Source organism: Nocardioides sp. B-3 (assembly GCF_024703895.1).
In the GTDB taxonomy this organism is placed as follows: domain Bacteria; phylum Actinomycetota; class Actinomycetes; order Propionibacteriales; family Nocardioidaceae; genus Nocardioides.
This window is the reverse complement of sequence record NZ_CP087968.1, coordinates 2,094,068-2,107,801: the sequence shown is the minus strand read 5'-3', so window position 1 is coordinate 2,107,801 and position 13,734 is coordinate 2,094,068. Positions and strand designations below refer to the sequence as shown.

General features: G+C 69.8%; 14 protein-coding genes and 4 pseudogenes. 8 read left to right on the top strand and 10 right to left on the bottom strand.

Annotated elements, in window-relative coordinates:
• Positions 1-47: 47 nt before the first annotated feature.
• The 8 genes and pseudogenes from LP418_RS33455 to LP418_RS13870 form a co-directional block, all read right to left on the bottom strand.
• Entirely contained in the window at positions 48-548 is a 501-nt protein-coding gene (locus LP418_RS33455; protein ID WP_442940270.1) for an ABC transporter substrate-binding protein, read from the bottom strand.
• Positions 430-747, bottom strand: a pseudogene (locus LP418_RS33450) (ABC transporter substrate-binding protein); the annotation flags it as partial. The pseudogene LP418_RS33450 and the gene LP418_RS33455, both read right to left, overlap by 119 nt.
• Positions 748-815: 68 nt before the next feature.
• Complete coding sequence (locus tag LP418_RS13895) at positions 816-2,453, bottom strand: ATP-binding cassette domain-containing protein (RefSeq protein WP_257956719.1); 1,638 nt, start codon at positions 2,451-2,453, stop codon at positions 816-818.
• Complete coding sequence (locus LP418_RS13890) at positions 2,450-3,043, bottom strand: ABC transporter permease (RefSeq protein ID WP_257956718.1); 594 nt, start codon at positions 3,041-3,043, stop codon at positions 2,450-2,452. Before LP418_RS13890 ends, LP418_RS13895 begins: the two co-directional genes overlap by 4 nt.
• Before the next feature lie 285 nt (positions 3,044-3,328).
• A complete protein-coding gene (locus tag LP418_RS13885; protein ID WP_257956717.1) occupies positions 3,329-4,345 on the bottom strand; it encodes a TIGR03842 family LLM class F420-dependent oxidoreductase in 1,017 nt (338 codons plus the stop codon).
• A 165-nt stretch (positions 4,346-4,510) separates the two neighbouring features.
• Positions 4,511-4,786 carry a hypothetical protein gene (locus LP418_RS13880; protein WP_257956716.1) on the bottom strand — a complete coding sequence of 92 codons (276 nt, stop codon included), beginning with the start codon at positions 4,784-4,786 and terminating at the stop codon, positions 4,511-4,513.
• Entirely contained in the window at positions 4,755-5,789 is a 1,035-nt protein-coding gene (locus LP418_RS13875; protein ID WP_257956715.1) for an amidohydrolase family protein, read from the bottom strand. The genes LP418_RS13880 and LP418_RS13875 overlap by 32 nt, the downstream gene beginning before the upstream one ends.
• Positions 5,774-6,581 (bottom strand): annotated as a pseudogene (locus LP418_RS13870) (nitrilase-related carbon-nitrogen hydrolase). The gene LP418_RS13875 and the pseudogene LP418_RS13870 overlap by 16 nt, the downstream one beginning before the upstream one ends.
• Positions 6,582-6,612: 31 nt before the next feature.
• Between LP418_RS13870 and LP418_RS13865 the strand changes: the two are divergent.
• From LP418_RS13865 to LP418_RS13830, 7 genes and pseudogenes are all read left to right on the top strand, one after another.
• Positions 6,613-6,852 carry a hypothetical protein gene (locus tag LP418_RS13865; protein WP_257957331.1) on the top strand — a complete coding sequence of 80 codons (240 nt, stop codon included), beginning with the start codon at positions 6,613-6,615 and terminating at the stop codon, positions 6,850-6,852.
• 28 nt (positions 6,853-6,880) lie between these two features.
• Positions 6,881-8,110, top strand: a complete 1,230-nt coding sequence (locus tag LP418_RS13860; RefSeq protein ID WP_257956714.1) for an aminotransferase class I/II-fold pyridoxal phosphate-dependent enzyme — start codon at positions 6,881-6,883, stop codon at positions 8,108-8,110.
• Positions 8,111-8,178: 68 nt separating this feature from the next.
• Positions 8,179-8,970: a hypothetical protein gene (locus LP418_RS13855; RefSeq protein WP_257956713.1), complete on the top strand. Its 792-nt coding sequence runs from the start codon at positions 8,179-8,181 to the stop codon at positions 8,968-8,970.
• A 263-nt stretch (positions 8,971-9,233) separates the two neighbouring features.
• The gene (locus LP418_RS13850; protein ID WP_257956712.1) at positions 9,234-9,470 is read left to right on the top strand and encodes a hypothetical protein; all 237 of its coding nucleotides are present in this window, start codon (positions 9,234-9,236) and stop codon (positions 9,468-9,470) included.
• 148 nt (positions 9,471-9,618) lie between these two features.
• A complete protein-coding gene (locus LP418_RS13845; RefSeq protein WP_257956711.1) occupies positions 9,619-9,882 on the top strand; it encodes a hypothetical protein in 264 nt (87 codons plus the stop codon).
• Between the two features lie 316 nt (positions 9,883-10,198).
• Positions 10,199-11,638 (top strand): M4 family metallopeptidase, encoded by a 1,440-nt coding sequence (locus LP418_RS13835; protein WP_257956709.1) that lies wholly within the window; start codon positions 10,199-10,201, stop codon positions 11,636-11,638.
• Between the two features lie 39 nt (positions 11,639-11,677).
• Positions 11,678-12,525: pseudogene (locus tag LP418_RS13830) on the top strand (aldo/keto reductase).
• Positions 12,526-12,724: 199 nt separating this feature from the next.
• On the opposite strand, the gene LP418_RS13825 reads toward LP418_RS13830, so the two are convergent.
• Together LP418_RS13825 and LP418_RS13820 are read right to left on the bottom strand one after the other, a co-directional pair.
• Positions 12,725-13,045 carry a MarR family winged helix-turn-helix transcriptional regulator gene (locus tag LP418_RS13825; protein WP_257956708.1) on the bottom strand — a complete coding sequence of 107 codons (321 nt, stop codon included), beginning with the start codon at positions 13,043-13,045 and terminating at the stop codon, positions 12,725-12,727.
• 13 nt (positions 13,046-13,058) lie between these two features.
• Positions 13,059-13,223 carry a hypothetical protein gene (locus tag LP418_RS13820; RefSeq protein ID WP_257956707.1) on the bottom strand — a complete coding sequence of 55 codons (165 nt, stop codon included), beginning with the start codon at positions 13,221-13,223 and terminating at the stop codon, positions 13,059-13,061.
• Between the two features lie 251 nt (positions 13,224-13,474).
• Between LP418_RS13820 and LP418_RS33445 the strand changes: the two are divergent.
• Positions 13,475-13,618, top strand: a pseudogene (locus tag LP418_RS33445) (EamA family transporter); the annotation flags it as partial.
• Between the last annotated feature and the right edge of the window lie 116 nt (positions 13,619-13,734).

Below are 13,734 nucleotides of genomic sequence, written 5' to 3'. Positions count from 1 at the left end.
TGGAGGCCTTGATGAAGGCGACCGTCTGATCGGCGTACGCCTCGTCGTCAAGACGCTCGGTGGAGGCCCAGATGGCGTCCCTGGAGCATCGCCGTGCCGACGTCGTTCCAGTCGATGACGTTGAGGTCCTCGGGCTGGAAGAGCTCGCCTGTGTCCGGGTTGACCGACTCCGGGACCCGGGCGTACTCGTTGTAGGTCATCGCCTGCGCGGCGTCGATGTCGCCGGCCGGGAAGGCGTTCATGTCGAAGGCCTGCTGGACGAGGCTGATGTCCTTGAGGCCGACGCCGGCGTCCTGCATGCCGGCGAACAGCTCCCACTCGTTGCCGAAGCCCCAGCTGCCGACGTTCTTGCCCTCGAGGTCGGCGGGCGACTCGATGCCCTTGTCCTTGAAGGAGATCTGCGTGGTCGCACTGCGCCTCGAAGATCTGGGCGACGTCGGTGATGCCCGCGCCCTGCTCGATCGAGCCGAGCACCTTCGGCACCCACGAGATGGCGTAGTCGACGTCGCCGGCCGCGAGCACGTCCCGGGGCACGATGTCGGGGCCACCCTCTTCGATCGTGACGTCGAGGCCCTCGTCCTCGTAGAACCCCCGGTCGACCGCGGCGTAGTAGCCCGCGAACTGCGCCTGCGCCACCCACTGCAGCTGGAGCGAGACCGGCGTCAGGTCGCCGGAACCGGAGCCGGCGTCGCTGTCCGGGTCTCCGTCGTCACCGCTGCAGGCAGTGGCCGTCAGGGCGAGCGCCATGGCGACGACGCCGATCTTGAGGTTCCTTCTCATCTTCTTCTCCTCGGGGTGGGATGTGATGGGGCTGATCAGGCGCCGGGGGCGTGTCGGGCGAACCACAGCTCGACGAGCAGGGTGACGACGTAGAAGGCGAGGCCGAGGACGATGGAGCCGGTGACATAGGCCCACGCCAGCGGGTAGTTGCTGCTCGCCGCGGCCGACGTGATCGCCTTGCCGAGTCCACCGACGGGCCCGCCGAAGTACTCCGCGATCAGGGCCGAGATCACCGCGAGCGAAGAGGCGATGCGCAGGCCCGTGAAGACATAGGGCGTTGCGGTCGGCAGCGTGACCGTCCGGATCACCCGGGAGGGCGAAGCGGCGTACGCCGACATCAGCTCCCGGTGCACGGTCGAGACCCGGCGCAGCCCGCGCAGGGTGTTGAGGTAGACCGGGATCGACACCGCGATCGCCGCGACGATGATCCGGCCGGTGTCGACGGCCGCGCCGAACATCGTGTAGAGCACGGGCGCCAGCGCGACGATCGGCACCACCGACAGCGCGGCCACGATCGGCACCGCCATCTGGTCGATCACCTTGACCGGGCTCGACAGGACGGCACCGAGCACGCCGACGACTCCGCCGACCAGCATCCCGATCAGGGCATTGCGGCCGGTGACCCACATGCCGCCGACGATGTTGGCCCGGCCCGCGACGACCCGGGTCCCAGATCGCGCTCGGGGGCGGGGACGATGTAGGGGTCGATGCCGAGCCCGTCGACCGCGAGCTGCCAGCCGCCGAGGAAGACCGCGCCCACCGCCAGCGGTGCGAGGACCGTGCCGAGGCGAAGGTCCTTGAGCCGCAACCGAGGTCGCGTCGTGACCTCCGGGGTGAGGACCGCGCTCATCTGTTCTCGACCCCCGGACGCTGGCGACGGGGGCACCGTGCAGGTGCTCGCGCACGGCGGCCACCGCGTGGAAGAACTCGGCCGCGTCACGGACCTCGTCGGTGCGGTCGTGGGAGCTGCCCATGCTGGAGGCGCTGACGATGTCGACGATCCGGCCGGGCCGCGGCGACATCACGACCACTCGGTCGGACAGGAAGACCGCCTCGGGGATGGAGTGCGTGACGAACAGGACGGCGGCACCGGTCTCGCGGCAGATGCGGACCAGCTCGTTCTGCATCCGCTCGCGGGTGATCTCGTCGAGGGCACCGAAGGGCTCGTCCATCAACAGCAGCCGCGGGCTCTCGGCGAGGGCGCGGGCGATCGCGACGCGCTGCTGCATGCCACCGGAGAGCTGGTCGGGGTGGTGCTTGCCGAAGTCCCGGAGCCCGACGAGCTCGAGCAGCTCGCTCGACCGGGCCCTGCGCGCGTCCGCACCCACGCCGTGCAGCTTGAGCGGCAGCTCGATGTTGGAGGCGACCGTGCGCCACGGCAGCAGGCCGGCCTGCTGGAACGCGATGCCGTAGTCCCGGTCGCGCCGGGCCTGACGAGTGGTCTTGCCGAAGACCGAGATCCTTCCGGACGTGGGGGTGTCGAGGTCTGCGACGAGTCGCAGCAACGTGCTCTTGCCGCACCCGCTGGGTCCGATCAGGGAGACGAACTCCCCGGCCGCGACGCTGACGGAGACGTCGCGCAGGGCGACGACCTCGTCGCGTCGGGTGCGGAAGACGCGGTCGACACCGGCGACCTCGATCGCTGCAGTCGACAGGTCGGTGGTGGGGCTCATCGGCTGGTCTCCGTCAGTCGGAACGGGCGCAGGACAAGGGTGAGCAGGCCGACGGCACCCGCCGCGACGAGGCCGACCGCGACCGCGCCGAAGATCGGCGCCCACGCCTTGGCCGGGTCACCGCCGGCGGACTGGGCGTATTCGACGACCATCCGGCCGATGCCGCCACGCAGGCCGATCGAGACCTCGGCGACGACCGACCCGATCACCGCACTGGCCGCGGCGAGCCTGAGCGCGGGCAGCAGGAACGGCACGCTCGCCGGCAGCCGGAGGGTGAGCAGCGTGCGCCACCAGCCGACGCCGTAGGTGTGCATCAGCTCGAGGTGCGTGCGGGCCGGTGACTTGAGCCCGCGAAGGGCTCCGATCGAGACCGGGAAGAACGCGAGGTAGGCCGCGATCAGGGCCACCGAGTGCTCGTTCTCCCGGGTGAAGGAGCCGATCTCGATCTGGGCTCCCCATCGGCGTACGAGCGGAGCGATCGCGATCAGGGGGACGGTCTGGCTCAGGACGATCCACGGCAGCAGCCCCGACTCGGCGATCCTGAAGCGGGTCATCAGCAGCGCCAGCAACAGGCCGACGACCACCCCCACGGTCCAGCCGCGCGGCGATCCCGAGCGTGAAGGAGGCCGCGTCGACCACCGCCTCGAATGCCGTCGGCGCTCCGAGCAGCCCCGTGGCCGGCTCGAAGAGTCGCCGCACCATCTCCCGGGTGTGCGGCATGGCGAGGTCGGTGGCCCGCGGCAGGATCAGGGTGCGCTCCCCGACGAGGACGCCCTCTTCGGGGCCGAAGGCCTTGTAGAGGTCCCACGCCGCGGCCACGAGCAGGACGCCGAGGGCGCCCAGCAGGACCGCGCGGAGACTCCTGAGCATCGGCATCACGCCTTTGCGACGACGTGGTCGCGCAGCTCCGGCATGATCGTCTCGCCGTAGACCCGCAGGGTCTCCTCCTTGTTGTCGTGCTGGAGGTAGCCCGCGAACTGGTGGACGCCGATCGCCCTGAGCGCCTCGAGCTTGGCGATGTGGTCCTCGGGCGTGCCGAGCACACAGAAGCGGTCGACGATGTCGTCGGGCACGAAGTCGGCGTGGGTGTTGCCGGCGCGGCCGTGCTCGTTGTAGTCGTAGCCCTCGCGACCCTTGATGTAGTCGGTCAGAGCCTGCGGGATGTCGCCGCTGTCCCCGTATTTCGCGACGATGTCGGCGACGTGGTTGCCGACCATGCCGCCGAACCAGCGGCACTGGTCGCGCATGTGCGCCCAGTCGTCCCCGACATACATCGGCGCGGCGACGCAGAAGGTGATCGCGTCAGGATCGCGGCCGGCCTTCTCGGCGGCGTCGCGCACCGCGGCGATCATCCACGTCGCGATGTCGATGTCGGCGAGCTGCAGGATGAAGCCGTCACCGACCTCACCTGCCGCCTTGAGCGCCGGGGGTCCGTATGCCGCGATCCACACCCCCAGCTCGGAGGTCCTCGCCCACGGGAACTGCAGGGTGGTGCCGTTGACCTCGACGGGCCGGCAGTTGGCGAGCTCGCGGATGACGTGGGTCGCCTCGCGGAGGTCCTTGAGCGTGGTCGGCTTGCCGTTGAGCACGCGCACGGCGGAGTCGCCGCGACCGATGCCGCAGACGGTGCGGTTGCCGTACATCTCGTTGAGCGTGGCGAAGACCGACGCGGTGACAGTCCAGTCGCGGGTGGCCGGGTTGGTCACCATGGGCCCGACGACGACGCGGTGCGTCGCGGCCGGGATCGCGGAGTAGATGACGTAGGGCTCCTGCCAGAGCAGGTGCGAGTCGAAGGTCCAGACGTAGTCGAAGCCGTGCTCCTCCGCCTGCTTGGCCAGACCGACCGTGCGCCACGCAGGCGGGTTGGTCTGCAGGACGACACCAAAATCCATGCGAGCTCCTTAGGAGAGGTACTGGGTCAGGCCGCGCTTGAGGAACTTGCCGTGGCCGGCGCGGCCGTGGAAGGTGCCGTCGGAGACGACCACGGAAACGCGAGAGACCACGACGTCGACGTGCCCATCGATCTCGTAGCCCTCCCCGGGCCGAGTGGTCCATGTTCATGTGGTGTGTCTTGTCCACCCCGATGGACGTGTGGCCGTTGGGGTCGTAGACCACCGAGGTCGGCGTCGGCGCCGGGCGCGATCACGCCCTTGGTGCCGTAGAGCCCCGAACATCCGCGCGGGCGTGGTCGAGGTGAGCTCGACCCAGCGCTCGAGCGTCAGCTCGCCGGTGACGACGCCCCGGTAGAGCAGGTCCATCCGGTGCTCGATGGAGCCGATGCCGTTGGGGATGGCCCGGAAGTCACCGACCCCGAGCTCCTTCTGGTCCTTCATGCAGAAGGGGCAGTGGTCGGTCGAGACCATCTGCAGGTCGTTGGTGCGCAGCCCCTGCCACATGGCGTCCCCGGTGGCCCTCCTCGCGCGAGCGCAGCGGCGTCGAGCAGACCCACTTCGCACCCTCGAAGCCGTCCTTGCCGCCCGCACCGAGCTGCTCCTCCAGCGACAGGTAGAGGTATTGCGGGCAGGTCTCGCCGAAGACGTTCTTGCCGCGGTCGCGGGCCGCGGCCAGCTGGGCCACCGCTTGCTTGGCGCTCACGTGCACGACGTACAACGGTGCATCGGTGAGGTCGGCGAGCATGATCGCGCGGTGGGTGGCCTCCTCCTCCATCTGCCGGGCGCGGGCGATGCCGTGGAAGTAGGGCCCGGTCTTGCCCCGGTTGTAGAGCTGCTCGGCGAGCACGTCGATGGCCGGGCCGTTCTCGGCGTGCATCATCGTCATCAGCCCGAGCTCGGCGGCCTTCTGCATCGCCTTGAGGATCTGCGCGTCGTCGGAGTAGAAGACGCCGGGATAGGCCATGAACAGCTTGTAGCTGCTGATGCCCTCGTCGACCAGCGTCTCCATCGCCTTCAGCGACTGCTCGTCGACGCCGCCGATGATCTGGTGGAAGCCGTAGTCGATCGCGCAGTTGCCGCCGGCCTTGTCGTGCCGGGCCGCCAACCCGGTCTCGACCGCCTCGCCGTACTTCTGGACCGCGAAGTCGATGATCGAGGTGGTGCCTCCCCACGCCGCCGCCGTGGTGCCGGTCTCGAAGGTGTCGCTGGCCTGCGTGCCGCCGAAGGGCAGCTCCATGTGCGTGTGGGCGTCGATGCCGCCGGGGATGACGTACTTCCCCGACGCGTCGATGACGGTGTCGACGCTGGAGGCGAGGTCGTGTCCGAGCAACGTCGATCCCGGAGCGAGTACGGCGACGATGCGCTCACCGTCGACCGGGACATCGGCATCGGTGCGGCCGGTGGCGCTGACCACCGTCCCGCCCTTGATCAACAGTGTCGACATGTCAGGCCTGCGCGATCTTCTCGTAGGAGTCGGGCCGGCGATCGTGGTAGAACTGCCAGTCGTCGCGCATCTCCTGCACCATGTCCAGGGTCGAGGTCGCGCACCGGGATCTCCTCCTTCTCGCCGGAGCCGCGCTCTCCGACGAAGTTGCCGCGCGGGTCGATGACCCGGCTGGTGCCGTAGAAGTCGACCGCCAGCTCGCCGTACTCGTTGTCCTCGCGGCCGACCCGGTTGGGCTGCAGCACGAACATGCCGTTGGCGACCGCGGCACACGGTCCCTCGACCTCCCACAAGCGGTTGCTCAGACCGGGCTTGGTGGCGTTGGGGTTGAACACCATGTGCGCACCGTTGAGGGCCAGCTCGCGCCATCCCTCGGGGAAGTGCCGGTCGTAGCAGATGTAGACGCCGATCTTGCCGACCGCGGTGTCGAAGACGGGATAACCGCCGTTGCCGGGACGGAAGTAGAACTTCTCCCAGAAGCGGTCGAGGTGCGGGATGTGGTGCTTGCGGTACTGCCCGAGGATCGTGCCGTCGGAGTCGACGACGACGGCGGTGTTGTAGTAGACGCCGGTCATGTCCTCCTCGTAGATGGGCAGGATCATCACCATCTCGAGCTCCTTGGCGAGCGCCGAAGCGCTGCACGATCGGGCCGTCGGAGGGCTCGGCGAAGCGGTAGTACTTCTTGTCCTCGGTGATGCCGAAGTAGGGGCCGTAGAAGAGCTCCCGGAAGCAGATGACCTGGGCGCCCTGCGCCTTCGCATCTCGCGCGAACTGCTCGTGCTTGTCCAGCATCGAGTCCTTGTCACCGGTCCACGTGGTCTGGGTGATCGCTGCCCTGACGGTCGTCATCGAATGTCCTCCGCGGGTGTTGGCTACGCTGCCGCCCGGAACGTTATCCTCTTGCTTGAACATTTCCTATGCCTTTCCCGAGCGTAAATTCGCAGCCGCCGTCGGCGGCACGATCGGAGCCCTGATGGTGAGCTCGCCCGACCTCGCCACGCTCGTCGACCGGTCACCCCCGGGGCATCGCCGGCGCCTTCGGCCGGGCGATCCGGGCCGGTGAGCTCGGGCCCGGCGACCGGTTGCCGACCGTGCGCGAGGTCGCCGCCGAGCTCGGCGTCAGCCCGGCCACCGTCAGCTCCGCGTGGCAGGCGCTTCGCCGTGGCACGGGCGTCGTGGTTTCGCGAGGACGCTCGGGCACCTTCGTGCGCGAGACGCCCCGTGCCCGGCTGAGCCCACGACAGCGGGGACTGGTCGGCGCGAGCCCAGCGGGCCTGCGGATGGACCTGTCGCGCGGCACCCCCGACCCGGAGCTGCTGCCGAGCCTCGGGCCCGCGTTCGGGCGGGTGTCGGCCCGCGCGGGGACGGGCGTCTACCGGGACGAGCCGGTGCTGCCCCAGCTGCGTGACGTCCCGGACGCGACGTGGCCCTACCCGAGCGAGGCGATCACCGTCGTCGACGGCGCGACCGACGGCATTGTGCGCGTGCTCGAGCAGTGCGTCCACCTCGGCGACCGGGTCGTGCTCGAGTCCCCCGGCTACCCGCCGTTCTACGACCTCGTGGAGTCGCTCGGCGCCGAGATCGTGCCCGTGGAGTCGGACGACTCGGGCATTCGTCCCGCTTCCCTGCGTACGGCGCTGGGGGCGCGCCCAGTGGCGGTGGTCCTGCAACCGCGCGCCCAGAACCCGACCGGCATCTCGATGTCTCCCGACCGGGCGCGCGAGCTCGCCGGCGTGCTGTCGCGACGCCGCAAGGAACCGATGCCGTGGGTGATCGAGGACGACCACTCGGGGGCGATCAGCACCAGCCCGGACGTCTCGCTCGGCTCCCACATCCCGCAGCGCGTCGTGCACGTGCGCAGCTTCTCCAAGTCGCACGGCCCCGACCTGCGCATCGCTGCCCCGGGCGGACCGGCCGAGCTGGTCGACGCGCTCGTGGCGCGGCGGATGCTGGGTCCGGGGTGGACGTCGCGGATGGTGCAGACGATCCTGCACGACCTGCTGACCCGGGCCCGGTCGATGGACGAGGTGTCGGAGGCGCGGCGACAGTACTTCGGCCGCCAGCGCGACCTGACCGCGCGACTGGCCGACCCGGGCATGGCCGTCAGCACGCCCGACGGCATCAACCTGTGGCTGCCCGTGCTCGACGAGCGCGCTGCCCTCCTCCACCCGGCCGCCGAGGGCATCCGGGTCGCCGGTGGCTCGCCGTTCTTCCCGGGCGACGCCCGCTCACCGCACATCCGCGTGACGTCCGGCCCGGTCGATCCCGAGCACGCGTCGGAGGTCGCGGCCGCCCCAGTGGCCGCCGCGGCGGCCGTCTGAATCCCTGCAGAGGCGGCTCGCGGCGTACCCTGTGCTCCAGAATCGGGTCTTGCTCCGGGGGGAAGCACATGCGCGTTGTCGCCATGCTCGTGCGCGTCAGCGTGGTCGCGCTGTTGGCGGGGTTGTTGCAGGTCGTCGTCGCGGCGCCGGCCAGTGCCACTGTCCCGACCGGCGCGGTCGACATCTTCGACAGCCCCGAACCGGGCAGGGTCCGGGTCGCGGGCTGGGCGATCGACCCCGACCAGCCGGGCGCCTTCGTCACCATCCACGTCTACGTCGGCGGTCAGGGAATCAACATCGGCGAGGCCAAGCTGTCCCGGCCGGACGTCGGAGCGACCTACCCGTCCGCTGGCGACCTCCACGGATTCGACAGGCTCCTCGACTTCGCCGTCGTCGGCGACCAGCCCCGGGCGGTCTACGGCATCGACACCCGGGGCGGAGATCCGGCATTGCTCTCGGGACCGGCCGGGTCGTCATCGCCGACCCGTCGCCCTCGGGGGCCCTCGAGTCGATCTCCTCCTCCGTCCACCGCACGATCGACGTCGCCGGCTGGGGCAGCGACCCCAACGCGCCCACGGCACCGGTCGAGATCCATGTCTACATCGGGGGAACTACGACACCCCCGGCGTCGAGCGCCACATCTTCAACACCAGCGGCCTCCGCTCCGACGGCAGGCCGGGCTTCAGCCAGCGACTGACAACGACCAAGACGGGCGCGCAACCCGTCTACGTCTATGCCATCAACTCCCCGGGGACACCGGGCAATCATCGGCTGATCGCACAACCTCAGGTGACGATCTACGTCGACACCACGGCGCCCAACACCAAGATCACCTCAGCGCCGGCGACCGCGACGACTGACGACGTCATCCACGTGACCTTCTCCGCCGACGAGCCCAACGCCACCTTCGAGTGCCGCTGGGACTTCGAACCCCGGGTTCGCCTGCCGGGGCGGCACCCGAGTCAAGCTCACTCCGGGCAAGCACCAGATCTCGGTCCGCGCCACCGACGCCTACGGCAACCGGGACCCAACCGCCGCGGTCTCCCTCATCACCGTCACCGCCCCCGCGACCCCGCCGCCGCCCGTCGGCGAGCCGGCAGGTCGCACCGTTGCCACGAAGGCCGTGAAGAAGAAGTCGAGGCTGCGCATCGACGTCGGCCCCGACTCTTCGACCAGCAACTACCGCGTCGTCATCCAGCGCAAGGTCGGCAAGCGCTGGCGCAAGATCGAGCGCGTCCGCACCCGCGGCCCGAAGGACGTGGTCGTGGTCAACCTCCGCCGCGGCACCTACCGCGTCGTCCTGCCCAAGAGCACCGCCGGACCGGCGATCACCAGCAGCTCGGTGCGACTCAGGCGCTGAGCGGTTCTACAAGTTCTCGCATTGCATCTTCCTGCAAGGCCCTCTCCATAGACCTGCGCACTCTCGCGTTGCCAGTTTGTGCAGTGCGCCGGTGACCCCGCCGTCGCATCCGGTGGCCGAGACCCGGCCATGAAGGAGAGGAACCCCCGTGAACCGCTCACTCGCGAGCACTCCACGACTGGCAGGACTGGCCGCACTGGCCCTGTCGGCCGCAACCCCGGCCATGCCGATGACCTCCGTGGCGCCAGCCAACGCCGTACAGGACGAGCCCAGCTCGCTCCGGGCGGCCAACGACAAGGCGGCCCAGTGGATCGCCCGGGCACGAGGGCAAGGTCAAGCTGGCCGAGGGCGACAGACTCGTCCGCTCAGCCACCTTCCGGGGCGGCAACGGCACGGTCTCCGTCGCCTATGAGCGTCTGCACCGGGGCCTGCCCGTCGTCGGCGGCGACTTCGTCGTCGTCACCGGTGCCGACGGCACGGTCCTCAACTCCGAGGTCGCCCAGACGGCCCCCGTCGACGTCGCCTCCGTCGACCCGACGCTGTCGCAGGACCGGGCCGTCGAGATCGCACGCGGACAGGTCGACTCGGTCGAGAACGTCGAGCCCACCACCCCGGTCATCTGGCAGGACGGCGCCACCAGCCGCCTCGCCTACGAGACCACCGTGTCGGGCCGGGACGCCGGGGAGGCGTCTCGCCAGTCCGTGTACGTCGACGCGCAGGACGGCGCCGTGCTCGGGACCAAGGAGCACGTGATCCACGGCAGCGGGAGTGCGGCCTACAGCGGACCCAACCCGCTGGCCTTCGCCACCAGCGGCTCGGGCACGAGCTTCAACATGACCGACCCGACGGCGACCACGCTGAAGTGCCGGGACTCGGCCAACAACGTCACCTTCTCGGGCACCGACGACGTGTGGGGCAACGGCGTCGCCACGAACAAGGAGACGGGCTGTGTCGACGCGCTCTACGGCGCACAGCAGATGAAGGCGATGATGTCGTCGTGGCTCGGCCGCAACGGCATGAACGGCACCGGCGGCTGGGTGCCGATCCGGGTCGGCCTCAACGACATCAATGCCTACTACGACGGCACGCAGATCCAGATCGGCCACAACCAGTCGAACCAGTGGATCAGCTCCATCGACGTGGTCGCCCACGAGTTCGGCCACGGCGTCGACGACAAGACCCCGGGCGGGATCTCCGGCGGGGGCACCCGGGAGTTCATCGGTGACGCGCTGGCGACGGCCACGGAGTACTACGACGGCCAGACGTCGCCGTACGACTCCCCCGACCACACGATCGGCGAAGAGATCAACCTCGTCGGCCGGGGCCCGATCCGCGACGGCTCCAACCCGGCCAACGCGGGCGACCCGGCCTGCTGGACGACCTCCATCCCCAACGCCGAGGTGCACGCGGCCGCCGGCCCCGGCGACCACTGGTTCTACCTGCTGTCGCGCGGCGGCGTCTCCCAGTGCGACGGCACCAGCACCACGGGCATCGGCGAGCAGGCCGCCATCAAGGTCCTCTACAACGCGATGCTGATGAAGACCTCGTCGTCGTCCTACCTGAAGTACCGCACCTGGACCCTGCAGGCGGCCAAGAACCCGGACAGCACCTGCGCCCAGTTCAACACCGTGAAGACCGCGTGGGACGCGGTCAACGTGCCGGCCCAGACGGGCGACCCCACGTGTGGTGGCACCACGCCTCCTCCCACGGGCGGCAACATCCTCCTCAACCCCGGCTTCGAGTCGGGTGCGGCCTCGTGGGCCGGCACCACGGGCCTGATCACGACGAACACGGGCCGCCCGGCGCGGACCGGCTCCTACAAGGCGTGGTTCGGCGGCAACGGGTCGACCTCGACGGAGAACCTGACCCAGACGGTCACGATCCCCTCGACGGCGACCGCGGCGAACCTGTCCTACTGGATCCGCACGGACACTGCCGAGTCCGGCTCGACCGTCTACGACACCTTGAAGATCCGGGTGATCGTGGGCGGGGTGACCTCGACGCTGCGCACCTTCAGCAACGTGGGCACCAACTCGACGTACACGCAGTTCAGCCACAGCCTGCTCGCGCACAAGGGCAAGGCCGTGACCGTGAAGTTCCTGATGAACGAGGACTCCTCGCTCCAGACGAGCTTCGTCGTCGATGACACCGCGGTCAGCGTGAGCTGATCCCGGGGAGGTTGGGGACGGCTGGTTATGTTCGACCACATGACTTCCGTTCCCAGTCTCCCGCTCCACGACGGCACCTCGATCCCGCAGCTCGGCTTCGGTGTCTTCCGGAGTCCCGCCGGACGAGACCGCCGCCACCGTGCTCACGGCCTTCCGGGTCGGCTACCGCCACATCGACACGGCGCAGATGTACAACAACGAGGAGGGCGTCGGCGCCGCCATCAAGGACTCCGGCCTCGACCGCGACGACCTCTACATCACCACCAAGCTCAACAACGGCTTCCACCGTCCCGACGACGCGCCGCTCCCTCGACGAGTCGCTGACGAAGCTCGGCCCGGACCGGGTCGACCTCTTCCTCATCCACTGGCCGCTGCCGACGCGCTACGACGGCGACTTCGTCTCCACGTGGGAGACGCTCGTGGCCCTCCGGGCGGAGGGGAGGACCCGCTCGATCGGCGTCTCCAACTTCCAGCCTTCGCATCTCGACGAGATCGTGTCGAAGACCGGCGTCGTCCCCGTCGTCAACCGGGTAGAGGTGCACCCCTTCTTCGCCAACTCCGACGTGCGCGCGACCAACGCCCGCCACGGGGTGCTCACCGAAGCGTGGTCGCCGATCGCTCAGGGCAAGGTCAACGACGACGACGTGATGGGCGAGCTGGCGGCACTCGTCGGCAAGTCGCCGGCCCGGGTCGCGCTGCGCTGGCACATCCAGCGCGGCGACATCGTCTTCCCCAAGTCGATGCACCGCGAGCGGATGCAGCAGAACTTCGACCTCTTCGACTGGTCGCTCACCGACGCCCAGATGTCGTCCATCGACGAGCTCGACCTCGGCCCGGCCGGGCGGATCGGGCCCGACCCCGACGTCTTCGACTGGATCCCGAGCTAGCCGGCCGGCGCAGGTCGAGGCGTCGCCGCACGCCTGCACCAGCGGTGTCGCAGCCACATTTCTGATGCACGAAATGTCGCTGTGGCACCGCTGTTCCACGTGTCGACCGGGGACGCGCGCCGGGGGAGGTGGGTCAGCCACATTCCATCGCGCCGAAATGTGGCTCACTCACCGCCGTACGGACGGCGGGGAGCCGGCCTCAGATCCCCAGCGAGCGCGTCCACCGGGTCAGCAGGTGGGTGAGGCGCGTCCGCTCGATCGCGGAGAACCCCGCGAGCAGGCGCTCCTCGTTGGCGAAGTGGGCTTCGACGACCTCGTCGACGAGCGCGCGGCCGGCGACGGTCAGGGCGATTCGGCGTACGCGACCGTCGTGCTCGACGCGTTCGCGGGTCACCAGCCCGGCGGCCGCGAGGCGGTCGACGCGCTTGGTCACGGTGCCCGAGGTGATCATCGTGGTCTCGGCGAGCTGACTCGGCGTGAGCGCGAACGGGTCGCCGGCCCGACGCAACGAGGCGAGCACGTCGAAGTCCCCGTCACTCAGGCCGGCCCGCCTCGAACACCGGGCGGAGCTCGGCGTCGAGCGCGTCGGCCAGCCGGTGCAGGCGGCCGATGATGCCCATCGGCGCGGTGTCGAGGTCTGGCCGCTCGCGGGCCCACCGTTCCCGGATCCGGCCGACGTGGTCGAGGTCGTTGCTCACAGTTCGGAATATATCTGCCTCGGCAGATATTATCTCTTCCGTGGAAACTATTCTCCGACACCGCTTCGGCCTCGTGCTGCTCACGGCGGTCGCTCCCGCCGCCCGGGGCACGACCTACATCGTCACCGAGAAGTTCCTGCCGCCGGACCGACCGCTCTTCGCCGCCCCGGTCCGCGCACTGCCCGTCGGCCTCGCCCTGCTCGCCCGGGCGTCGCCAGCTCCCCCACGGCGACTGGTGGTGGAAGGCTGTCGTGCTCGGGCTCCTGAACATCGGGCTCTTCTTCCCGCTGATCTTCGTCTCCGCCTACCACCTGCCCGGCGGGCTCGCCTCGACGGTCCGGGCCGGCTCCCCGCTGGTGGTCATGGCCGTGGCCCGGCTGGTCATCGGCGAGCGCGCCGCCCTTGCGCGGGTCGCGGCGGCCTTCATCGGCATCGCCGGGGTCACCCTGCTGGTGCTCAAGAGCCCTGACGGCGTGACCGCGCTCGGGCTCGCCGGCGCGATCGGATCGGT